Source organism: Arthrobacter sp. CP30 (assembly GCF_053470025.1).
The window spans coordinates 1-21,179 of record NZ_JBQEMM010000014.1 but is presented as its reverse complement, the minus strand read 5'-3'; the positions used below and the strand labels follow the sequence as shown (position 1 = coordinate 21,179).

The 21,179-nt window shown below is 72.3% G+C and carries 21 protein-coding genes, 2 tRNA genes and 1 pseudogene; 10 read left to right on the top strand and 14 right to left on the bottom strand.

What is annotated here, in order from left to right; genetic code table 11:
* Positions 1 to 73: 73 nt before the first annotated feature.
* From ACTIMO_RS15550 to ACTIMO_RS15530, 5 genes are all read left to right on the top strand, one after another.
* Entirely contained in the window at positions 74 to 1,186 is a 1,113-nt protein-coding gene (locus tag ACTIMO_RS15550) for a PQQ-dependent sugar dehydrogenase (protein WP_448182972.1), read from the top strand.
* 93 nt (positions 1,187 to 1,279) lie between these two features.
* A tRNA-Lys gene (locus tag ACTIMO_RS15545) sits at positions 1,280 to 1,352 on the top strand.
* Positions 1,353 to 1,552: 200 nt separating this feature from the next.
* Entirely contained in the window at positions 1,553 to 1,795 is a 243-nt protein-coding gene (locus tag ACTIMO_RS15540) for a hypothetical protein (RefSeq protein WP_448182971.1), read from the top strand.
* Between the two features lie 86 nt (positions 1,796 to 1,881).
* Complete coding sequence (locus tag ACTIMO_RS15535) at positions 1,882 to 2,604, top strand: hypothetical protein (RefSeq protein WP_082471442.1); 723 nt, start codon at positions 1,882 to 1,884, stop codon at positions 2,602 to 2,604.
* A 90-nt stretch (positions 2,605 to 2,694) separates the two neighbouring features.
* Positions 2,695 to 3,153 (top strand): VOC family protein, encoded by a 459-nt coding sequence (locus ACTIMO_RS15530; protein WP_448182970.1) that lies wholly within the window; start codon positions 2,695 to 2,697, stop codon positions 3,151 to 3,153.
* Between the two features lie 89 nt (positions 3,154 to 3,242).
* Here the strand turns inward: ACTIMO_RS15530 and ACTIMO_RS15525 are convergent, their stop codons facing one another.
* The 5 genes from ACTIMO_RS15525 to ACTIMO_RS15505 all read right to left on the bottom strand — a co-directional run bounded on the left by ACTIMO_RS15525 (position 3,243) and on the right by ACTIMO_RS15505 (position 8,378).
* Positions 3,243 to 4,256: a cation diffusion facilitator family transporter gene (locus ACTIMO_RS15525; RefSeq protein WP_448182969.1), complete on the bottom strand. Its 1,014-nt coding sequence runs from the start codon at positions 4,254 to 4,256 to the stop codon at positions 3,243 to 3,245.
* Positions 4,257 to 4,323: 67 nt separating this feature from the next.
* A complete protein-coding gene (locus ACTIMO_RS15520; protein ID WP_422390037.1) occupies positions 4,324 to 4,512 on the bottom strand; it encodes a DUF2795 domain-containing protein in 189 nt (62 codons plus the stop codon).
* 58 nt (positions 4,513 to 4,570) lie between these two features.
* Positions 4,571 to 5,434, bottom strand: coding sequence for a glycosyltransferase family 2 protein (locus ACTIMO_RS15515; protein ID WP_448182968.1), 864 nt, complete (start codon positions 5,432 to 5,434; stop codon positions 4,571 to 4,573).
* Positions 5,431 to 6,966: a PfkB family carbohydrate kinase gene (locus ACTIMO_RS15510; RefSeq protein WP_448182967.1), complete on the bottom strand. Its 1,536-nt coding sequence runs from the start codon at positions 6,964 to 6,966 to the stop codon at positions 5,431 to 5,433. The genes ACTIMO_RS15515 and ACTIMO_RS15510 overlap by 4 nt, the downstream gene beginning before the upstream one ends.
* Entirely contained in the window at positions 6,966 to 8,378 is a 1,413-nt protein-coding gene (locus ACTIMO_RS15505; protein ID WP_448182966.1) for an aldehyde dehydrogenase family protein, read from the bottom strand. Before ACTIMO_RS15505 ends, ACTIMO_RS15510 begins: the two co-directional genes overlap by 1 nt.
* Before the next feature lie 400 nt (positions 8,379 to 8,778).
* Here ACTIMO_RS15505 and ACTIMO_RS15500 point away from each other — a divergent pair, with 400 nt between their 5' ends.
* Positions 8,779 to 9,996, top strand: a complete 1,218-nt coding sequence (locus ACTIMO_RS15500; RefSeq protein WP_448182965.1) for a glycosyltransferase family 9 protein — start codon at positions 8,779 to 8,781, stop codon at positions 9,994 to 9,996.
* On the opposite strand, the gene ACTIMO_RS15495 is transcribed toward ACTIMO_RS15500, so the two are convergent.
* The 7 genes from ACTIMO_RS15495 to ACTIMO_RS15465 form a co-directional block, all read right to left on the bottom strand.
* A complete protein-coding gene (locus ACTIMO_RS15495) occupies positions 9,962 to 10,687 on the bottom strand; it encodes an SDR family oxidoreductase (protein WP_448183010.1) in 726 nt (241 codons plus the stop codon). The genes ACTIMO_RS15500 and ACTIMO_RS15495 overlap by 35 nt on opposite strands.
* Positions 10,688 to 10,762: 75 nt before the next feature.
* Complete coding sequence (locus ACTIMO_RS15490; protein ID WP_448182964.1) at positions 10,763 to 12,130, bottom strand: PfkB family carbohydrate kinase; 1,368 nt, start codon at positions 12,128 to 12,130, stop codon at positions 10,763 to 10,765.
* On the bottom strand, positions 12,127 to 12,696 hold the full coding sequence (locus tag ACTIMO_RS15485) for a D-sedoheptulose-7-phosphate isomerase (protein WP_055770859.1): 570 nt from the start codon (positions 12,694 to 12,696) through the stop codon (positions 12,127 to 12,129). Before ACTIMO_RS15485 ends, ACTIMO_RS15490 begins: the two co-directional genes overlap by 4 nt.
* 140 nt (positions 12,697 to 12,836) lie before the next feature.
* Positions 12,837 to 14,129 (bottom strand): glycosyltransferase, encoded by a 1,293-nt coding sequence (locus ACTIMO_RS15480; RefSeq protein WP_055770476.1) that lies wholly within the window; start codon positions 14,127 to 14,129, stop codon positions 12,837 to 12,839.
* Positions 14,126 to 15,127 (bottom strand): glycosyltransferase, encoded by a 1,002-nt coding sequence (locus ACTIMO_RS15475; protein WP_055770473.1) that lies wholly within the window; start codon positions 15,125 to 15,127, stop codon positions 14,126 to 14,128. The genes ACTIMO_RS15480 and ACTIMO_RS15475 overlap by 4 nt, the downstream gene beginning before the upstream one ends.
* A complete protein-coding gene (locus ACTIMO_RS15470; RefSeq protein WP_055770471.1) occupies positions 15,124 to 16,224 on the bottom strand; it encodes a glycosyltransferase family 9 protein in 1,101 nt (366 codons plus the stop codon). Before ACTIMO_RS15470 ends, ACTIMO_RS15475 begins: the two co-directional genes overlap by 4 nt.
* On the bottom strand, positions 16,221 to 16,769 hold the full coding sequence (locus ACTIMO_RS15465; RefSeq protein ID WP_055770469.1) for a D-glycero-alpha-D-manno-heptose-1,7-bisphosphate 7-phosphatase: 549 nt from the start codon (positions 16,767 to 16,769) through the stop codon (positions 16,221 to 16,223). The genes ACTIMO_RS15470 and ACTIMO_RS15465 overlap by 4 nt, the downstream gene beginning before the upstream one ends.
* Before the next feature lie 184 nt (positions 16,770 to 16,953).
* Here ACTIMO_RS15465 and ACTIMO_RS15460 point away from each other — a divergent pair, with 184 nt between their 5' ends.
* Positions 16,954 to 17,970: a glycosyltransferase family 9 protein gene (locus ACTIMO_RS15460; protein ID WP_448182963.1), complete on the top strand. Its 1,017-nt coding sequence runs from the start codon at positions 16,954 to 16,956 to the stop codon at positions 17,968 to 17,970.
* A gap of 68 nt (positions 17,971 to 18,038) precedes the next feature.
* On the opposite strand, the gene ACTIMO_RS15455 is transcribed toward ACTIMO_RS15460, so the two are convergent.
* Positions 18,039 to 18,869 (bottom strand): sigma-70 family RNA polymerase sigma factor, encoded by an 831-nt coding sequence (locus tag ACTIMO_RS15455; protein ID WP_448182962.1) that lies wholly within the window; start codon positions 18,867 to 18,869, stop codon positions 18,039 to 18,041.
* Positions 18,870 to 19,103: 234 nt separating this feature from the next.
* Positions 19,104 to 19,607: a MarR family winged helix-turn-helix transcriptional regulator gene (locus tag ACTIMO_RS15450; RefSeq protein WP_082471440.1), complete on the bottom strand. Its 504-nt coding sequence runs from the start codon at positions 19,605 to 19,607 to the stop codon at positions 19,104 to 19,106.
* Between the two features lie 164 nt (positions 19,608 to 19,771).
* On the opposite strand from ACTIMO_RS15450, the gene bcp reads away from it, so the two are divergent.
* From bcp to ACTIMO_RS15435, 3 genes and pseudogenes are all read left to right on the top strand, one after another.
* Positions 19,772 to 20,245, top strand: a complete 474-nt coding sequence (gene bcp / locus ACTIMO_RS15445) for a thioredoxin-dependent thiol peroxidase (RefSeq protein WP_448182961.1) — start codon at positions 19,772 to 19,774, stop codon at positions 20,243 to 20,245.
* 83 nt (positions 20,246 to 20,328) lie between these two features.
* Positions 20,329 to 20,410: transfer RNA gene (locus ACTIMO_RS15440), tRNA-Leu, on the top strand.
* Between the two features lie 426 nt (positions 20,411 to 20,836).
* Positions 20,837 to 21,179, top strand: a pseudogene (locus ACTIMO_RS15435) (fasciclin domain-containing protein); the annotation flags it as partial.

Here is a 21,179-nt window from a genome sequence, read left to right as displayed (position 1 = left end):
GCCCGGGCGCCCGGTCGTGGACGGCGACACCGTCGGTGTGGACACCTCACCGGCACGGACCTAGGGTCGGACCATGCCAGCCACCGCACGCCGGCGGGACGCCCGCATCTGCGCCCGGGCCTTCCTTGCGGCCTGTGCGCTGCTGGTCCTGGCCGGCTGCTCGGCGGACTCCGGAGGGCCCCGGCCGCTCTTCACCGGGCGCCCGGCCTCCCCCGCCTCACCCGCCGGCCTTCCCTCGCTCTCCTACGAGGGCGACGCTGCGACGGGTCTCGGCGTGCCGTGGTCCGTCGTCGCCCTCGACGACGGCTCGCTGCTCGTCTCCGACCGGGAGACCGGGGAGATCCGACGGATCAGCGGTACCACGGACGAGGTGATCGGCAGCATCCCGGAAGCCGCCGCGGCCGGCGGCGAGGGTGGGCTGCTCGGGCTCGCGGTCGACCCGGTGGGTGCTCCTGACGCCGTCTTCGCCTACTACACGGCCGAGGCCGACAACCGGGTGGTCAGGCTGCCGTACAGCGGCGGTGCTCTCGGTGAGCCCGCACCGATCCTGACCGGGATCCCGAAGGGGGACATCCACAACGGCGGGAGGATCGCCGTCGGCCCGGACGGCGCCCTCTGGGTCGGCACCGGCGACGCCGGTCGACGTCAGGACGCCCAGGACCCCGGAAGCCTCGCCGGGAAGATCCTCCGCATCGGGCGCGACGGTGCGGTCCCGCCCGACAACCCGACGCCCGGCTCCCCCGTCTACAGTCTCGGCCACCGCAACGTGCAGGGTCTGGCCTGGGACACCGACGGTGCCCTGTGGGCCACCGAGTTCGGCCCGGAGGTCGACGACGAACTCAACCTGATCCGGGCGCGCGGAAACTACGGCTGGCCCGAGGTGACCGGTGCGCCGGGGGACGCCCGCTTCGTCGACGCCCAGGTGGTGTGGCCGTCGACGGCGTCGTCGTCGCCCAGCGGCATGGCGATCGTCGACGACGTCGCGTACATCGGCGGGCTGCGTGGACAGCGCCTGTGGCAGGTGCCCCTGCGGGGAGGAACCGCGGGTGAGCCGGTCAGCCACCTGGACGGTGATCACGGGCGGCTCCGGGACGTGGCGGCGGCAGCGGACGGGTCACTGCTCGTCGCGACCAACGAGACGGGCGGAGCGCGCCTGCTGCGGGTGGCCGTCGAGCAGGCGGACTGAGCGCCCCGGTTTCATGTTTGGGCAGAAGTGCTGGTAGAGTTTCATGCTGTTGCGGTTGACCCGATCGAGTGAAATCGGACGGTGAAGCGCCTCGCACCTCTAGCTCAATTGGCAGAGCAATTGACTCTTAATCAATGGGTTTCGGGTTCAAGTCCCGAGGGGTGCACCTCGTTACCCCGTCGTCCAGGTCTCGCCGCCTGGACGGCGGGGTTTCGTTATGTCCGGGCCCTTCCGTCCCCCGCCCGCATGCCGCTGCAGCGGTCAAGCGCCGTCGCGCGGCCCGCCCGCCGTTGCCTGCGCGACCCCCGCCGCAGCACCATGGCAGGAGCGCCCCAGGCGCAGGTCCCGTACGCCGGAAGGACGACCATGGCCCGTGAAACCGCGGATGACGCGCCCACCTTCGACTACCACCCCTGGCCTCGTCCCATCCCGCCGGAGTTCCTCCCGTTCACGCGGACGGCCGTCCTCCTCGTCCTGGTCACACTCCTGCTCCTGACGGTCCTCCCGTCGCTCTCGATCCTCCACCTCCTCGTGAGCACCCTGATCCTCGTGTCGGTCTTCCGCCGCACGCGCAGGTCCCGGCGGCCGCGCGAGGACACGACCGGCTGAGCTGCGGACACCACGGCCGGTACCAGCCCTGACCGCGACCGCGCCGGAGACGGCGGCGGCGAGGAGTCCGGGCCTACCATGGAGCCGTGAACGAAATCCTGTCCTTCGCCGGGAACTACTGGTGGCTGGTCTTCCCCCTCTCGGGTGTCTTCGCCGTCTGGGGCAGGTCCTGGTCCGAGGCCGGCGAACGGCGCCACCAGCGCAGGATGGAGCTGTACCGGCTGAAGAACCCGGCCATGCCACCCGCCCCGGCGGCACCACCGGAGCTCGCCGGTACGCCATCGGCTCAGGCACTCTCGGGCCGGGCACGGGACGTCCTGCACATCGGGCGCATGCACGACGACGTGGACCGGCGCTGGCTCTCCTACGAGCTGGACGCGGCGAAGCTGATCGACTACCCGACCATGACGGACGTCAGGGAGCCCCTCACGGTCGCCTTCCTCCGTGCCAAGCGTGAGGCGGACGCACTGCGGCCCCAGGACCCGTCCGACGTCCTGCCCGACGAGCTCACCGCGTACCGCTCGGCCGTCACGTCCTACGACGTCGCATTCCAGGTCGCCGAGACCGAGGCGCGCCGCGTGCGGGCCAGTGGATTCACCGCGGACGAGCGCGCGCGCCTCGAGACGGCCAGGAAGCTCGTCACCGTCGCGGTGGACGACGCCGCGACGGCCGCCGAACGCCAGACGGCCTACCGGCGGGCGCGCCGGGAGCTCGACGGGCTGATCGTGCTGCCGGACGCCACCATCACCTCGCTCGAGAAGAGTGTGGCCGGCGCGATCGGTCCACGTCCGGAGCCGTCGCCCTCCTGAGCGTGTCCGCACCCCTTCCCTGGCGCGGTGTGCTCGGCCATAATCGCTCCCACAGGCAGCGTCGGAGGGCGCGGACGACGGGAGAGCACCATGGCAGCAACGATCAACACCTATCTCAGCTTCAAGGACACCGCCGCCGAGGCGATGGACTTCTACCGGTCGGTGTTCGGCTGTGACCTGCAGCGCAGCACGTTCGCCGAGTACCAGGTGAGCGAGGACCCGGCCGAGCAGGACAAGATCATGCACTCGATGCTCACCACCCCGTCGGGTCAGGTGCTCATGGCTGCGGACACGCCGAACAGCATGGAGTACCGCGCCCCGGCCGGCCACTCGCTGTCCCTGAGCGGGGATGACGAGGCGGAGCTCCGGGGCTACTGGGCGGCCCTGGCGGGCAGCGGTACGGAGGTGATGCCGCTCGCCGCCTCGCCGTGGGGCGACAGCTTCGGCATGTGCGTCGACCGCTTCGGGGTCTCCTGGATGGTGAACATCGCGGGTCCGGGCGGCGGTGAGTCCGCCCCGACCGTGGAGGACGCCGAGGTGGGCGGCTAGCCGGTCCGGCAGGGGCAGCCGGGGCAGCCGGGAGCAGCCGGGGAGGAGCCGGGAAGAGGGACCGGGCAGCCGGACGGCGCGGACGCGGCTCAGGGGCCGTGCGCCGCGAACGTCAGGGCCGGCTCGTCCGGCGTCGAGAGGGTCAGCACGGCCTCCTTGATGCGCTCGTGGTCCTCGATGTCGCGTTCGACGGCGCGCAGGGCCACTGCCACCTCGTGTTCCGCCCGATCGCCGACCAGGTCCACCGCTGCCACCAGGTAGAGCCGGTCGGGCCCCACATACTCGAGGTGCAGGTACGTGACGCGCTCGATGCTCCGATGCGCACCCAGGCGCCCGGCGACCGATGCGCGCAGCTCCGGCGACACGGCCTGGCCGACGAGGAAGCGGCGGTTCCGGTCGATGAGGATGACGGCGATCACCCCGAGCAGCACACCGACGAGGATGGATCCGACGGCGTCCGGGACCGGGGACCCGGTGAGCTGGTGCAGGAGGATGCCCGCGAACGCGATGACGAGCCCGATCAGCGCGGCGGAGTCCTCCGCGAAGACGGCCCGGAGCGTGGGGTTGGAGGTGGTCGAGACGCTCCTCAGCGTGGACGTGCCGGCGCTCCGCCCGGCCGTGCGTGCCTGGCGGAACGCCTGGGCGAACGAGATCCCCTCCAGCACGAACGCCACGGCGAGGACGGCGTAGGCGATCCCGTAGTCGCCGGCGGGCTCGGGCTCCAGGAGCTGCTGGATGCCGTGCGTGATGGACACGACGGCGCCTGCGGTGAAGAGCCCGAAGGCGGCGAACATCGACCACACGTAGGCTTCGCGGCCGTAGCCGAGGGGATGCGCGGCGTCCCTGCGACGTCTCGACTTCCGCTCGGCGACCAGCAGGAACACCTGGTTGCCCGTATCGGCCCACGAATGGGCGGACTCCGCGGTCATCGACGCGGAACCGGTGATCATCGCTGCGACGGTCTTCGCGACCGCGACGAGCAGGTTCGCGATGAACGCGATGATGACCGTCACGGGTCGCTCCCCGCCGGACGCGCCCCCGTCCTTCTCCTCCGCGGTCGGCCTACCCGTCGACCTGGCCGTCGTTTCACTGTCCTGCTTCATGTCGTCCCCTCCGGACGCCGGGCGCCGGCGGCGGCACCCTGGTCGGGCACCGCCGCCGGTGCTGTCCTCAGGCCGACGCTTCCTTGTTCACATCCGTCGGCGAGTCGAACTCGCGGTCCGGCAGGTTCTTCAGTGTGTCGAGGACCGACGCGTCCGCGCCCTTGTCCTCGGCGTGCTTCACGAGGTCGTCCCTGGAGGCGGGGTAGTCCACGCCGCCCAGTGCCTTCTGGATGTCGATCGGGCTCGGATCTGCCATGTGGTGCTCCTTCGTGTCGGTTCGATGCTCTGCAGGTGCATCCCGGGTGGGGGCACCGTCACTGGCCCAGGATCACGTGGGCAGCGTCTGTGTCACGGTCTGTCACCGTGGTGGGTGCCTCGAGGTGCACCGCGCCGGACGGGATGATGCCCGCGCCGCCGTAGCGCTCCATCACGCGCCACTGCGCGGCGACGTCCTCGCCGGCATGTCCGGAAGGGAGCCGGTCCCAGAAGTCGAACCCGCCGCATTCCACGAGGGCGTCGCGATCGAACAGGACGCACCCGCCCACCCAGGCCACGCGGTAGAGGCGCCATTCACCGGGCAGGATCGCGAGCTCGACGGCGGCGTGCGCCAGGTTGGCCGCGTTGTGCAGCGGCCACCGGGCGAAGCCCTCCGTGCCGCGGCGGATGCGCTCGGGCAGGACCTCGTTGTCCGGCCACAGCCGGAGCTCGCTGCGCTCGTGCGGCCGCCGGTCGCCGAGGTAGGACAGGCCCTGCACGGCGGATCCCACGAACCCGCACCCGGCGCCGCGGAGCGCCCTGCTCATCCGGTCCAGGGAGCCCGGCTCGAGCCAGACGTCGTTGTCGAGGAAGAGCACGAACGGCGCCGTCGCGAGGCCGAGGAGGTAGTTCCTGTGCTCGGCCAGGCCCCGGCGCGGCAGGTGCCGCTCCAGCCGGACCGGGTGCCCCTGCGCCTCGAGCACCCGCAGCATGGCCCGGACCGCCGGCTGCACGAAGGACGCGGCGTCACCCTCCGTCTGGTCGCTCACGGTCACGCGGAAGGGCACACCCTCCTGGGCAGCGAGCCCCGAGAGGGTGACCGCCAGTTCCGCCGGACGCCCGAAGGAGGGGATCAGCACGTCGACGGCGGGCTCCTCGCCGGGGACCTCGAGCGCCCACTCCCCCGACCAGCGCGGCGTCACGGCGCGTCACCCGCGAGGGGCGCCGAGCGGATCCGCCGGACGACGGCCGCGGTGGAGCGCTCCGGCACGTAGTCGAGGATGCTGACCCGCCCGCCGCACGCCTCGACTGCCGGGGTCTCCTCCAGCATCTGGGCCGTGTAGTCGCCGCCCTTCGCGTAGACGTCGGGTCGCACGAGCTCGATCAGCGGCACCAGGGTGTCCGTGTCGAAGACGGTGACGTAGTCCACGCAGCTCAGCGAGGCGATGATCCCTGCGCGGTCGGCGATGGGATTGATCGGACGGTCGGGGCCCTTCAGCCGCCGCACGCCGGCGTCGTCGTTGAGGGCCACCACGAGGACGTCACCGAGCTGCTTGGCCTGGTTGAGGTAGCGCGTGTGGCCGCGGTGCAGCACGTCGAAGCACCCGTTCGTGAGCACGATCCGCCGGCCGGCCGCGCGGTCCTCCTCGAGCCGCCGCAGCAGGTCGACGGTGGGGAGTGCCGTGTCCGCGAACTGCTGCAGGTGGCTCGTGAGGTCCGACGTCGTGCAGACGGAGGTGCCGGGCCGGTGGACCACGACATCCGCGGCGGCCTGTGCGAGGTCGAGGCTCGTGGTCAGCGGCAGTCCCGCTGCGCGGGCCACGGTGAGGCCGGCCACGAAGGTGTCCCCGGCGCCTGAGGCCTGCTTCTCGGTCACGGGCTGGGCCCACGTGCGGTGTGCCTCCCCGTCCGCGGTCAGCAGGACGGTCCCGTCCCGGTCGAGCGTCACGACGACGGCTGCGGCGGCGGTCGCGGCCAGCAGCTCGCTCCGCCGCGCCGCCACCACCGAGGCGCGGTCGGAGCGCGGATCGAGTCGCATACCGAGGACCTGTGCCGCCTCGCCCGCGTTCGGTGTCACGATGTGCGGCTGCACCCCGGCCCAGGCGGCCGTGTCATGGGCGTCCACGACGACGAGGGTGTCCGGGTGCAGGCCTGCCCCGGGCCGGAGCGCCGCGCGGACCTCGTCTCCGAGGGCTCCCGATCCGTAGTCGCACACGATCACGGCGTCGGCGCCGGCCACGGCGTCCGGGACGCGGGCAGCGAGGGCCGTGATCGCGGCGGCGGGCAGGCCGTCATGGGTGTCGTCGAGGCGGAGCATGACCTGGTCGCCGCCGAGGATGCGGTACTTCGTCGTGGTGCCCACCCGGGCGTCCTGGACGAGGTCGGTGATGTCCACGCCCGCCCCGTCCAGGATCCCGCGGAGCCGGCGGCCGGCGTCGTCGTCGCCGATCAGGCCGCACATCCGCACCCGAGCGCCGAGGGCCGCGAGATTCATCGCCGTGTTCGCCGCTCCGCCCGCGGCGTAGTCGCGGCGCGTGATGTCGACGACGGGTGCGGGCGCCTCGCGGCAGAACCGCTCGATGGTGCCGCTCCACCAGCCGTCGAGCATCGCGTCCCCCACCACCGTGATCCGCGGTGCCCGGTCGGCGATGGCGGCCGGGAGCCAGGCCGCGAGGCCCCGCACGTCCGACAGTTCGCCGTCCGGGACCCCGACGGGCCCGCCCGTGCCGGCCATCAGGCGTCCCCCTGCGGTGGTGAGCTGATGTGGACCACCTTGACGAGGGCGAACTCGTCGAGCAGCTCCGGGCCGTAGCCGAATCCGGCGCCGCTGATGCCGCGCGGCTGGGCGGCCCCGCCGGGCGCACCACCGAACACGGCGTTGACCTTGACGGTTCCGACGGCGAGCGCCGCGATGGCCTGCTGGGCGTGGGCGATGCTCCCGGTCAGCACCGAGGCGGCGAGCCCGTACGGTCCGGACGCGGCGAGGCGGAGGCCGTCGTGGAAGCTGTCCACCACGGTGACGGGAGCCACGGGCCCGAAGGTCTCCTCCGTCATCACGGTCATCGATCCCGTGCAGTCCGCCAGGACCGTCGCCGGGTAGTGGGCACCGGGTCCGTCCGGCACCGAGCCCCCGGCCAGGCAGCGCGCCCCGAGCTGGACGGCCTCACCGACCTGCGCCTCCACGGCGTCGCGCATGCGTTCGTCGACCAGTGGCGGGAAGCCGCTGCTGCCGGTCCAGGCCTGCGCCTCCTCGGTCAGCGCGGCGAGGAAGGGCTCGGCGATGTCGCGGTGGACGTAGATCCGCTCCACCGAGGTGCAGATCTGGCCGGCGTTGGCGAAGGCGCCGAGCGCCGCCTGGCCTGCGGCCCACACCGGATCGACGTCGGCGTCGACGAGGAGGGGATCGTTGCCGCCGTTCTCGCGGATCACGTGCGCACCGGTGAGGGAGGCCGCGCGGGCGATCCGCCCGCCCGTGGCGCTCGAGCCCACATGCGCGACGACGTCGATGTCGGTCTCGATGGTGAGCAGCCGGCCCACGTCGCCGTCCCCGGTCAGGGTGGTGAGCACGCCGTCGGGGAAGGCCGGCTGCAGGAGCCGCCCGAGCATCTCGCCCACGTGCGGGCAGCGCTCGCTCGGCTTGTGGATGACCGTGTTGCCGGTGACGAGGGCTGCGCCGATGAGGCCCGCTGCGACCGCCACGGGATCGTTCCAGGGGGTGAGGAGCACGGCGATCCCTCGGGGCTCGGCGACGGTGTAGTCGCTGGCGGTGGCCGCGCCGCGGAGACTCAGTCCCCGGTGCACGGGACCGAGTTCCGCGTACTGCTCGAGGGTGGAGATGCCGGCCTCGATCCCGCCGAGCGCGTCGGCAGGGGGCTTGCCCGTCTCCCGCGTATTGAGGGCCGCGAGTTCCTCGGCACCGGCGCGCAGTGCTGCTGCTGCCCGACGCAGGGCGGCTCCGCGATCGGCCGGGCTCGTGGCGGCCCATTCGGGCTGGACGGCGCGGGCAAGGGACACGGCGAGGCCGATCTGCTCGCGGGTGGTGCAGGGCAGGGAACCCACCTCCGACCCGTCCAGGGGGCTCGTGATCGTGATGGACGCGTCGTCCTGCGCATCAAGCAGGGTGGGTGCCTGGGACTGGATGGACATTGCGCTCCTTGGCGTTCGGCGTGCTGCTGGTCTGCTGCGGCTGTTCCGCCCTGATCGCCGATGGGATCTGGGCACGACGGCCGCCGCTGCTGGTTCCATACCCCGCTCCCGCTGCTTCACACAGCACAGGGGCCGATTTCTACGCCGCTCCCGCGTGACCATCAGCACGCTTAGCATATGGTTACGGCAGCAGGTGCGATCGATGGATCGGGTCCGTGAAAGGCATGGACAGCACCCCTGCTGCTGTGTACAGCTGGAGGCAGGCACATCCGTCGCCCGACCGGGTCAGGACCACGACGCACGACCACGGTGCACGGTGCACGGTGCACGGTGCACGGTGCACGGTGCACGGTGCACGGTGCACGGTGCCGATGACACGACACGAACGGGGAACACGCGCATGGGGCAGGGACAGACGACGGCGGACTTCGGCGGCAGGCAGGACACGGCACGGGCCGTGGGCCCGGTGCTCCCGCCCTTCGAGGACGTCCGGCGCATCGCCGTCCTGCGCGGCGGCGGGCTGGGCGACCTCATGTTCGCACTGCCGGCCATCGCCGCCCTGAAGTCCCGCTACCCCGACGCGGAGATCACCCTGCTGGGCATGCCCGGCCATGCCGCCCTGCTCGGGGGCAGGCCGGGACCGGTGTCGCGGATCGTCGAGCTGCCCTTCTCCCCCGGCGTCCGGCCCGGCGGCGCGGTGGACGGCGGGGTGGACGGCGCGGTGGACGGCGGGGTGGACGACGGGGTGGACGGCATGGCGGGTACGGCCGCCGTCGACGGTTTCTTCGACGGGCTGTCCGGCTCCTTCGACCTCGCGGTGCAGCTGCACGGCGGCGGACGCAACTCCAATCCGTTCGTGCTGCGTCTCGGCGCCCGCCACACCATCGGTACGCGCACGCCCGACGCCGCCGCACTCGAACGCACCATCCCCTACGTCTACTACCAGCACGAGGTCTTCCGGGCTCTCGAGGTCGTGGGACTGGCCGGTGCCGTGCCGGTGGATCTCGAGCCGCGTGTGCAGGTCACGGCGGCCGAGGCGGACCGCGCCCGGCGGCTCACGGGCGACGGCGCCGTGATCGCCCTGCATCCGGGTGCGACGGATCCGCGGAGGCGGTGGCCGTCGTCGTCCTTCGCGGAGGTGGCCGTGCGCGCGGCCGCGGACGGCTGCGAGGTGGTGGTGGTCGGTGACGCGGGCGACGCCGGTACGGCGGAGGAGATCGTGGGGCTCGCCCGCGCGGCGGCGCCCGCCGCGAACGTGCGGTCCCTTGCGGGGCAGCTCACGCTGGGCGAGCTCACTGGTGTCCTCGACCGGAGCGCGGTGATGGTGGGCAACGACAGCGGCCCGCGGCACCTCGCACAGGCGGTGGGCACCCCGACCGTCGGCGTCTACTGGATCGGCAACGTGATCAACGCGGGCGCGATCGGCCGCACGCTCCACCGCGTCCACTTCTCCTGGGTGTCGCAGTGCCCCGTGTGCGGGGTGGACGTCACGCAGGTGGGCTGGACGGCGGAGCGCTGCGAGCACGATGACTCGTTCGTCGCGACCGTCCAGCCCGATGCCGTCTACGCGGACGTGGCCGAACTCAGGGCCACGAGCCTTCTTCTGCGTGGGCGATGACCATCTCGCGGATCTCGCAGCTCCTGGGCTGCGAGAGCGCGAACAGGATGGCCTCAGCCACGCGCTCGGGGTCGTTGAGCCGTGAGTCGTCCTGCGGCTTGTACTGCTCGTCGCGGTCGTCGAAGAAGCGGGTCTTCATGCCGCCCGGGATGATCGTCGTGACGCCGATCTGCCCTGCTGTCTCCGCGGCGAGCGCCTGCGAGAAGCCCATGACCCCGAACTTCGAGGCGCAGTAGGCCGTCGCATCCCCCACGGCCTTGATGCCGAGGGTCGAGGCGATGGTGACCACGCGCCCGTGCGTCTGCTTGAGGTACGGCAGGGCGGCTCGGGCCGTCGACGCCGTCCCCATCAGATTGACGCCGATCACCTTCTCCCACTCCTCGGCGGGCACCGTGTCGAGCGCGCCGCAGCGGTCGATCCCGGCTGCGGTCACGACGGCGTCGAGCCCGTCCATCGTCTCCGCCGCCTCGCGCACGGCCTTCTCGACCGCCTCGCGGTCGGCGACGTCCACCTCGAAGGCCTTCACGCCGGTGACGCGGCTGATGTCGCGGTCCAGCACCACCGCGGTGCCTCCCGCGGCCAGGACGCCCTGCACGATGGCCGCGCCCAGACCGGAGCCTCCCCCGGTGACCAGGACGCGCCCGGGGTTGACGCCGGTGCCGCTCGTGGTCCGGCTGCTGGTCCCGCTCATGTTCTCGCTCACGCTGTTCCTTTCGTCGCGTGCACGCGGCCCATCGGATCGGATCGCGTGCGGATGTGCAGCTCGTCAGCCCACGCGTGCGAGCGCGGCTGCAAGTTTCGTGGTGGAGCGGGCCGGGATGTAGGGGACGGTGACCGTCCGTCCACCCCAGCTGCTCACGAGGGCGGCCTCCGGGAGGTCCTCGGCCGCGTAGTCGCCGCCCTTGACCCAGATGTCGGGCTGCAGGCGGGAGATGGCGTTCTCCGGCGTCGATTCGCCGAACACGAGCACGGCATCGACGCATTCGAGGGCGGACAGCAGTTCGGCGCGGTCCTCCTGTTTGATGATGGGCCGGTGCTCGCCTTTCAGTCCGCGGACCGACTCGTCGGAGTTCAGGCACACGATCAGGCAGTCGCCGAGCCGGCGGGCAGCCGCGAGCGTCCGGGCGTGGCCGGCGTGGAGGAGGTCGAAGCATCCGCCGGTCGCGACCACCGTGCCCCCCGCATCCCGCGTGCGCTGTGCGACGGTCAGGGCGTCCAGACCGTCCACGGGCAGCTGCCGGGGCGCGTCCTCCCGTGGCCCTCCCATCGCACCGACACCGCCGGCGGCGAGGAAGTGCGCGGCAGCTTCTGCCGCCTGCTGGGCAGCGGAGTCGGTCGTCATCCCCGCGGCGAGGCCGAGGGCGAGCGCCGACGCGAAACGGTCGCCGGCACCGCACGGATCGGTGGCGGTGACGCGCGGCGCGGGGACAACCTGGGGCAGGAGCCCCGACGCCGCGACGAGGGCACCGTGCTCGCCCATCGTCACGATGACGGCGCGGCTCCCCCAGTCCGCGAGCAGGGCTTCGGCGGCCGATGCCGCCCCCGTGGTGCCGGTACCCGCCACGCCGGCGAAGCGCAGTGCCTCCCCGAGGTTCGGCGTGACCGCGGCGACGCCCGGGACCGGACGGGCACCTGCGGGATGCGGATCCCACACCACCGGCGTGGAGACCGTCAGGGCCTCCAGGCGGCCGCGGAGCTCCTCGTCGGCGAGCAGCCCGCGGCCGTAGTCGGCCGCGATGATGGCATCCGCGTCCGCCAGGGCCGCGAGCATGTCGGCGGTGCACCCGGGGACGGGCGGCGTGGCGCAGCCCTCGTCGAAGCGCACCACCGGCTGGCCCGAGGCCCGCACGCGGGTCTTCACCGGCGTGGGCGCCCCCGAGGGACCGGCGATCACGGTGATGCCCTCAAGCTCCGCGCGCAGCAGGCCGGCGGCGGCATCATCCCCGAGGACCGTCACCAGGACGGCCTCGTGGCCGTCGTCCTGCAGCATGCGCGCCACGAGCCCGGCACCACCGGCGCGGCGCCGGACCGCGTCGACGTCGACGACCGGCACCGGAGCGTCGGGTGACAGGCGGCCCGCTCCGCCGGACAGGTCCGTGTCGAGCAGCACGTCGCCGACCACCACGATCCTCATCGCTGCTCCTCCTGGCGACGGCGGCGGACCTCCGCGTCGAAGGCGCGGCAGATGGCGTGCAGCGCGATCAGATGGCCCTCCTGCGCGTTGGCGGACTGCGCCTCGACGGCGATGAAGTCGTCCACGCACTCGGTCAGCGGGTTGGGCCCCGCTCCCGTGAGCGCCCACGTGGTGATGCCCGCCTCGCGGGCTGCGGTGACGGCGCCGAGGAGGTTCGGGCTCTTGCCGCTGGTGCTGAGCAGCACCAGGATGTCGCCGCGACGGCCGTGGGCGCGCACCTGGCGTGCGAACAGCTGGTCGAAGCCGTAGTCGTTGGCGATCGCGGTGACCGCGGAGCTCTCGGCGTGCAGGGAGATGGCCGAGAAGGGCTCACGTTCCCCGTCGAACCGGCCCACCAGCTCCGCGGTGAGGTGCTGGGCCTCGGCGGCGGAGCCGCCGTTGCCGGCGGCGAGGAGCCGCTGGCCCGCGATGAGCCGGGTCGCCATCTCGATGCCCCACCCGGCGAGGGTCCCCGCATTCTGCGCGAGGGACTCGACCGCCGGGCTGACGGCGCGGAGGTGCTCCATGACGATCCGGCGCGCGTCCTGCTGGACGGCGTCCTGCGGACGACGCTCCTGGTCCCGGTGCGCCGGGGCGAGGGCTACCCCCTCCCGGGCCGGGGCGGCCGGTGCCGCACGAACGGTGGAGATGTCGGAAAGGTGCGTGGTCACAGTGCCCTGCCTCCTGTGCTCTCGAGTCGACGCGCGGCGCTCCGCCGCGCTGTTGCCGGTGCTGCGGGGACTGCCGCCCCGAGCGCCAGCTGGTAGGCCTTCTCCGTGTCGGCCGCGATGCGGCTCCAGGAGTAGCGTGCCCGGACGCGCCGGTGGCCGTTGTCCCCGAGTTCCCGCGCCCAGGTGGGATCGGCCAGCACCTCGGCGACGGCGACAGCGATCGCCGCAGGATCCTGGGGCGGGACATGCAGGCCGGTCTTGCCATCCACCACGGTGTCCACGAGCCCGCCGACGGCGGCCGCGACGACAGGGACCCCGCACGCCATGGCCTCGAGGGGGACGATCCCGAACGGCTCGTACCACGGGGCGCAGACGACGGCGTCGGCGCTGCGGAGGAGGGCGGGCATCTCGGCGCGGGAGACCTGGCCGCGGAGCACCACGCGGTCGGCGACGCCGAGCTCCGTGGCGAGCGCGACGAGCCGCTGCGCCTCCGGATCGTCCTCGAGGACGGATGTGTTGCCGCCCCCGCCGACGATCAGGAGTTCGACGTCGTCGCGTCCGGTGTCGGCGAGTTCACGGAGCGCCCGGATCACGAGGTCCATGCCCTTCCGCGGCACGAGGCGGCCCACGCTGACGATCCGGTGCGGCCGCTCCCGCTCCTCCACCGGTCCGTGGGGACCGAAGAGGTCGAGATCCACGCCGCAGGGCGCAATCGAGACGCGGTTAGCGGGCACGCCCATGGCCTTGAGCTCGAACACCTCGTCCGAGCAGGTGGCCACCACGCGGTCGGCGCTGCGCCCCACCATGGCCTCGAGCATGAGCCGCTCGGACGGGCTGGTGTCCTCGACGCCCTGGTGCCGCCGCTTGACGGTGCCGAGGGCGTGGAAGGTCTGGAGGACCTGGACGTCCCGGCCCACGCTGCGCGATTGGCGGGCGGCATCGAGCGCGGCGAGCCCGGACATCCAGAAGTGGCCGTGGACGATGTCCGCCGGCTCCTGTCCCCAGTCCCGGACGATCCCGTCGGCGAGTTCGCCCATGAAGGGCAGCAGCATGTCCTTGGGGACGTGGCGGGCGGGACCGGCGTCGATGTGGACGACCTCCAGCCGCGCGTCGGTCCGGACCCGGTCCGGGAGGGCGGGGTCGTCGCGGCGCGTGTACACGGTGACATCGTGACCGCGCCGGGCGAGTGCCAGGGACAGCTCGGCGACGTGGACGTTCTGTCCGCCGGCATCGACGCCCCCCAGTGCCGCGAGTGGACTTGCATGCTCAGACACCATCGATATCCTCACTGCGCTCTCCTTTCTGTAACCGCCAGGACGCGGTGCCGGGTGGGCTCCTGTCCCAGGACGTCGTCCCAATCGGCCAGGAACCGGGCGAGCCCGTAGCGTTCCAGGGCCGCGTCCCGTGCCACGAGTCCGCGTGCGCGGGCCTCGTCGGGGTCGTCGATGAGTTCGGCTGCCACGCGGACGAGGTCGTCGACGCGCGTGGAGACGGCCCCGGCCCCCGGCGGCACCGCGCGTGCCGCCTCCGTCGTCGCCAGGACCAGGACCGGGAGGCCCACGTGCATGGCCTCGAGGAGCGAGAGACCGAGCGAGGTCCAGCGCAGGGGGTGCACGTAGGCCCTGGAGCGCCCGAGCCGCGCGTGCAGCTCGGCCGTCGGCAGGTCGCCGCCGATCCGCAGTTCGCCGGGCCCGAGGTCGAGGGAGTCGCCGAGCCCGTCGGTGCCCATGCCGAACACCTCGAGCGGTGCGATGCCCGCGAAACGGGGCAGCAGGTCGGTACCGGTGATGCGTCCGCGCCGGACCGGCTCGTTGATCACCGCGGCGAGCTGCTGCAGCTCCCCCGTGTAGAGGTAGCCCGGGTCCACGATGCCGTGCTCGATCACCGTGGTGGGCGCTCCCCCGTTGTCCCAGAAGAGCTCGTTGAAGTGCGTCACGTGGATGATCGGGATCTCGTCCTGCCCGGCGAGGGGGTGGACGGAGCCCACGATGTCGCGGCGGGGCGTGTTGTGCTCGAGGAAGACGGCGGGAAGGTCGCGTCCCGGTGTCCTGCCGAGGAGGCGCTCGCACTCGGCGATCTCCTCGGGACGCTGCAGGACGACGACGTCGATGCCGGCGTCCGCGAGATCGGCGGGAGCCACCTCGATCACGGAGGACGGCCAGTCGCGGCCTGCCCGGCCGAGCCCCCAGGGACCGCCGTCGGGCGTCGTGGGCAGCACGTAGGTGTGCTCGCCCCGCACGAAGGCGTCGGTCCATCCGCCGTGGACGTGCCATACCAGGATCCTCATCGGTTTCCCCTCGTTTTGCGGCCGTCGGTGCGGCCGATGCTGCGGCGCGAGCCGAGTGACGATATTCCGGACCCGAGCCGCAGGACAGCGTCCACCACGTCCTCCGGCGAGACGTCGGACAGGCACGGGTGTCCCTGGACGGGGCAGATGCGCGCGCGGCTGAGCGCGCAGGCCGCGTCCTGGTCGCCCAGCAGTTCCACCGGCACCCGGTAGGGCGCCCACCGGACCGCCGGGACCACGGGTGAGAACAGGCAGACGACGGGCGTGCCCACTGCTGCTGCCAGGTGGGCCGGGCCGGTGTTCCCCGTGATCACCACGGTCGCTCCGGCGAGGACCGCACCGAGGGCCGGCAGGTCGGTCCGGCCGCCGAGGTCCAGGGCCTCCGGTCCTGCGACCGTCGAGGTGAGCTCTGTCTCGTCGGGGCCGCCGGTGACGACCACCCGGAAGCCGGCGGCCGTCAGGAGTTCGACGGCGGCCGCGTGGTGCAGCGGCGGCCAGGCCCGGGCGGGCACGGACGCGCCGGGATGGACGACCACGTACGGCCCCCGCCCGACGAGCTCGGCGGCGTCGGCGAGATGGGTGACCCGGAGGCGGCCGTCGTCGCCCGGGGGCAGTGCGTACCCCGCCGCCTCGGCGATGCCGAGCGCACGCTCGGCCTCCGGCTGGTCCTCCGGGAAGTCCTCGCCCGGCTTCAGCCGGACATCGAGCAGGGAGCCGGCGTAGTCGACGGACGCACCGGCGATCCTCCGAACCCCTGCGAGGCGGAGCAGCAGGGCGAGCGGCAGCGGCGACTGGTGGAACGAGGTGAGGATCACGGCCTCGTCCACGTCCGCGGCCACCACGGCGTCGTGCAGGTCCTGCACGAGCTCCGGTGTGGGCTCGGGTGCGGGATCGATGATCCACGGCGCACGCCAGACGACGACGTCGACGACACCCGGCAGCAGGCGTGCCGCCGCCGCCCCCTGCGGTCCGCAGAGCATGACGACGTCGTTGGGCGAGTCCCCGTGGTCACCGGCGGCGATGGCCCGGACGGCGGGGCCGGCGAGCAGCACGTCCCCGGCGCTGTCCAGGCGTGCCACCAGCACCGTGCGCCTCATGCGGTGCCCGCCCAGAGGAGGTCCACGGCTCCGGCGAGCGTCCCGGCCACCGCAGGGGCGTCACGGACCTCGTCCTGCAGCGTGATGTCCGTCGGCACCAAAACCCCGCGGGCTCCCGCGGCGGCTGCCGCACCCATGTCCGCCCCGATGTCACCGATCAGGGCCACCTCGCCGGGCTCGAGCCCGAGGCGCGCGGTCGCCGAGAGCACCATGCCGGGCTCGGGCTTGCGGCAGGCACAGCCGTCCCCGCTGCCGTGTGGACAGACCTCCCAGACGTCGAACGGTCCGAGCAGTTCCTCGACGCGGGCGTTGACGGCGTCGACCTGCCCGCGCGTGACGAGGCCGCGGGCTATGCCCGACTGGTTCGTGACGACGCCGACGGGGATGCCGCGCGAGCGCAGGCCGTCGAGGACCTCCTTGGCGCCGGCCATGGGCCGGACCAGGGACGGATCACCGTTGTAGGGGACGTCCACGACGATCGTCCCGTCGCGGTCGAACAGGACGGCGCTGGGGGCGGTCCGTGGTCGCTCGGCCGAAGTATGCATACAGGCTTAGTTCCCGGAAAGCAGCAGGACTAAACACTTCTCGCCGAACTTCTTCTCCTCCTCCTCCTGCTTCTCCTTCCGTCTGCCGCTGCTCCACCGGGTGGTACCTCCGCCGCTGCCCGTGGGGCTGCGGCGGCGACGGGTCCGGCCGGGCCTGCCCGCTTCCTCTGGCAGGATGATCCGCATGACTTCCGAGGACTCCAGCACCGCCGGCGCGCAGCAGCCGATCCCCCACGTACGTCCAGGGGCTGCGTCCCCTTCGACGCCGGCGCCGGACGGCCGGCCGGAGATCCTCGCGCTGCGTGCGCTGAAGCTGGGCGACCTCCTGGTCGCCGTGCCCGCCCTCAAGGGCCTCCGGCGGGCCTTCCCCGAGCACCGCATCCTCTACGCGGCCCAGGAGTGGCTCCGGCCCGTCGTCGGACTGACGGGTGCGATCGACGACCTCCTGCCCACCCACGGGCTGGACGATCCGCTGCCCATCGAGTACGGGCGGATCGACCTCGCGGTCAACCTGCACGGCAACGGCGAGGAGAGCCGCGGGCGCCTGGAGGAGATCGGTGCGCAGCGCCGCATGGGTCACCGCTCACCCGGCTGGGAGGGTCCGGAGTGGGAGGACGGCGTGCTGGAGCGGGAGCGGTGGGCGCGCCTCGTCAGCTGGCACGGCGTACCCGCCGACCCCCTGGACTGCAGGCTGCGCGTGCCCGACGGCGACAGCCCCACGCCCGACGCCGTGGTCGTCCACGTGGGTGCGGCGTACGGAAGCCGCCTGTGGCCCGTCGAACGGTTCGCGGCGGTGGCCCGCGTCCTGGCGGCGTCGGGCCACCGGGTGGTCTTCACCGGCAGCGGGAAGGAGCGGCCCCGGGCACTCGCCGTGGCCGACGCCGCGGGACTGCCCGAGGACACGGTCGCGGCCGGGAACCTCCCCCTCGACAGGTTCGCCCGCCTCGTCGCGGGCGCATCCCTCGTCATCTCGGCGGACACCGGTGCCGCGCATCTCGCCTCGGCGTACGCGAGGCCTTCCGTGGTGCTCTTCGGGCCGGCGCCGGCCTCGGAGTGGGGACCACCCCCCGGTCCGCACACGGTCCTGACCGACGAGTCGCTGCGCGTCGGGGAGACGTTCTCGCCCACACCCGACCCCGCTCTGATGGCGGTGACCGCCGACCAGGTCCTGGCGGCGGCAGCGGCGCACGGCATCTCCTAGCCGGACGGCCCGGGATCCGGGCGGCCGCCCGGGGAGTCGGTTGCAGACCGGCGGACGATGCTGCGGACTCAGGCGATATTCGTCCGCACACCGCGCGCGTGCTCGGGGGCAGGTGCACCCAGCAGGCGCTTCTGCAGCTTCACGAGGATACGGGCGAGCATCCGGGAGACCTGCATCTGCGACATCCCCAGTTCGTCGCCGATGACCTGCTGCGTCTGCTCCATGAAATAGCGCCGGTAGAGCATCTCCTTCTCGCTGCCGTCGAGCTCGTTGACGGCTCCACGCAGGGAGATCATGTCATCGCTGCGGTCCATGCCGTTGGAGTCGGTGGCGAGCGTGTCAGCCCAGCTCCGGCCCTCGAACGGAGCGTCGAGGGAATCGGGGCGGAGGCTGGAATGGGAGGCCTGCGCCTCGAGGACCTTGTGCTCCGGCCAGCCGAGCTCGACCCCGAGTTCGCGTGCCGTCGCCTCGCGGCCCAGCCGCTGCGCCATGGCGGGCGCCGTCCGCGCGATCTCCGTGCGGAGGTCCTGGACCTCCCGCGGAGGCCGGATGACCCAGCAGGAATCACGGAGGTAGCGCTTGATCTCACCCGCGATCGTGGGGATGGCGAAGGAGGCGAACGGGACGCCGCGCCCCGGATTGAAGCGCTGCACGGCCTTGATCAGGCCGAGGTAGGCGACCTGCCGGATATCGGAGGCCTCGGGGCCCGTCATCGCGAAGGAGCGGGCCACGGATTCCGCGAGATCCATGTGCCGCAGCGCGATGTCGTCCTGCAGAGCCGCTTTGAGGGGTTGTTCCGTGGCGCTGCAGCCGCCCGGCCGGACGCCGACGTCGCGCGTCCCTGCGGGCGGGCGCAGGGAACCTCCATCGGTCGGCCTGGATGTGGCGGTACTCTGCATGCTGATCTCCGTCGGGCGGTGGACACGTACGTCCCCAACAAAACATCAGCCTGCTTAGTACGCAACCACCTTCTCCTCCTCGATCCTTTTCCTCGGAGGTCTTTCCTTGCCTGCTTCTGTCAGGTATACCGTCGGCGTCGCAACGCGGGCTCCTGGCGCACGAAAAACCCCCTGCCGGACCGGCAGGGGGTGGGTGAGCAGGGGGTGCGGAGCTCTCAGCCGCTCAGGCGCAGGTCAGCTGTGGACCGTAGCGGCCGGATCGGTGGCGTCCGGTGTCCCGATGGATGCGCCTGCGGGAGCGGCCGTGGCCGCCCAGTTCCACCGCGGAGCGCCCAGCTCCCGGATGACGACCTGCAGGTGGGCCCTCAGCTCGTCCGAGACCAGCCCGCCCCCCGCCACGAGGGTGCGTTCGATGTCGTCCGCGGCATCCAGGACCTGCCTGCCTGCGGGAGAGATGGAGACGAGGTGCGATCGGCGGTCGAGATCGTTCCGGACACGGGTGACGTGTCCCCGCGACTCGAGCCTGGACAGGGTCTTCCCCATGGTCTGCGCCTGCACCCGGACGATCTGCGCCAGGCTCGCCTGCGTCATGGCCCCCTGATCGGCCAGGACACCGAGCGCGATCACACCCGCGTGCGTCACCCCGATGTCCACGAGACGCTCGTTCCATGCGTGCTCGACGAGACGCGCCGCCGTCGTCAGCAGTCGACCGGTGGGCCATTGCTCCAGATCGGGCATAGAACAGTGCACTTCCTCTCGCTTGCGCAACCGGCAGCCGCCGTCGGCGTCGGATCTTCCACCTATGATAGCTAGGCTGGCTAGTGAACCATCGCCGGCCGGCCGAACAGGGCCTGCTCCCGCAGGGATCCGCCCGGCCACCCGACCGATCCTCAGGAGTATGCATGTCGCAACGACTCGCCACCGGTGATAGTGCCCCCGACTTCACGCTCAGCGACGCCGGGGGCACCAGCGTCACGCTGTCCTCCCTGCGGGGGCGGAAGGTCGTCGTCTACTTCTACCCCGCGGCGGCGACCCCGGGCTGTACCACCGAAGCGTGCGACTTCCGCGACAACCTCGCCTCCCTCGACGCAGCCGGCTACTCCGTCCTCGGCATCTCACCGGACCCCGTCGGCAAGCTCGCCTCCTTCGTCGAGAAGGAAGCCCTGACGTTCCCCCTCCTCTCCGACGAGGACCACGGCGTCGCCGAGGCCTACGGCGCCTGGGGCGAGAAGAAGAACTACGGCAAGACCTACGAGGGCCTCATCCGGTCCACCGTCGTCGTCGACGAGGCCGGCGACGTCGCGCTGGCCCAGTACAACGTGCGCGCCACGGGTCACGTCGCGAAGCTGCGTCGTGACCTCGGCATCGACCAGTAGCACCCGCCGCCGCCGCCGGTCCGCGTCCGGATCCGGCCCGGTAGAGTAGGGCGACGACGAAGCCCCCGCGCGGGGACGTCGGCGCGCGAGTGGCGGAATTGGCAGACGCGCTGGATTTAGGTTCCAGTGTCTTCGGACGTAGGGGTTCAAGTCCCCTCTTGCGCACGGTGAAGGCCCCTGACGGAGGACTCCGTCGGGGGCCTTCGTGGTCTACGCCGGCCTCTTTTCCGCACGGTCGTGACCGCGGGGTGAAGCGCGCTGGAGACCGCACGCCGGTGACACTCCGGCGGCCGCCGCCCCCAGTCCCATCCGTACCTCCTGCACCACCCCGTCATCCCGCCCAGGGCGGCCGCCGCGACCCTGTCCGGACCACGGTCGGGCGTGCGCCCCACGCGTGCTGCGACATCGCCGCAGGTCACGGGCAGGTAACAACCAGCGGGCGGATCAGGCCCGCCGAGATTTTCTTTGGTGATCCCACCCATCCACCCTCCGAGGGCGCCCGAAGTACCTCCGAGACATCGACACGATGTGTTTCACCCAATACCCCAGACCGCAGGCACCCGCCGGGTCATATCTATGGAGGAAATTCTCATGGGAATTACCAAGCGCAGGAACCTCTCGATCCTCGGGATCGCAGCAGTCTCGATGTTCGGTCTCGCAGCCTGTGGCGGCGGCGACGACGCAGCGTCGGAGTCCGCTCCGAGCAGCGAGGCCACCATGGCCAGCGAAGCCCCCATGGAGAGCGAGTCGCCGTCGGCAGAGGCCAGCATGGCCCCCTCCGCCTCGGCCGACGCCATGATGGACCCGGCCGCGAACCTCGTCGGCCCCGGCTGCGCCGGCTACGCCGAGCAGGTCCCCTCCGGCGACGGCTCCGTCGAAGGCATGTCCCTGCTCCCCGTCGCCAACGCCGCAGGCGCCAACCCCATCCTCACCC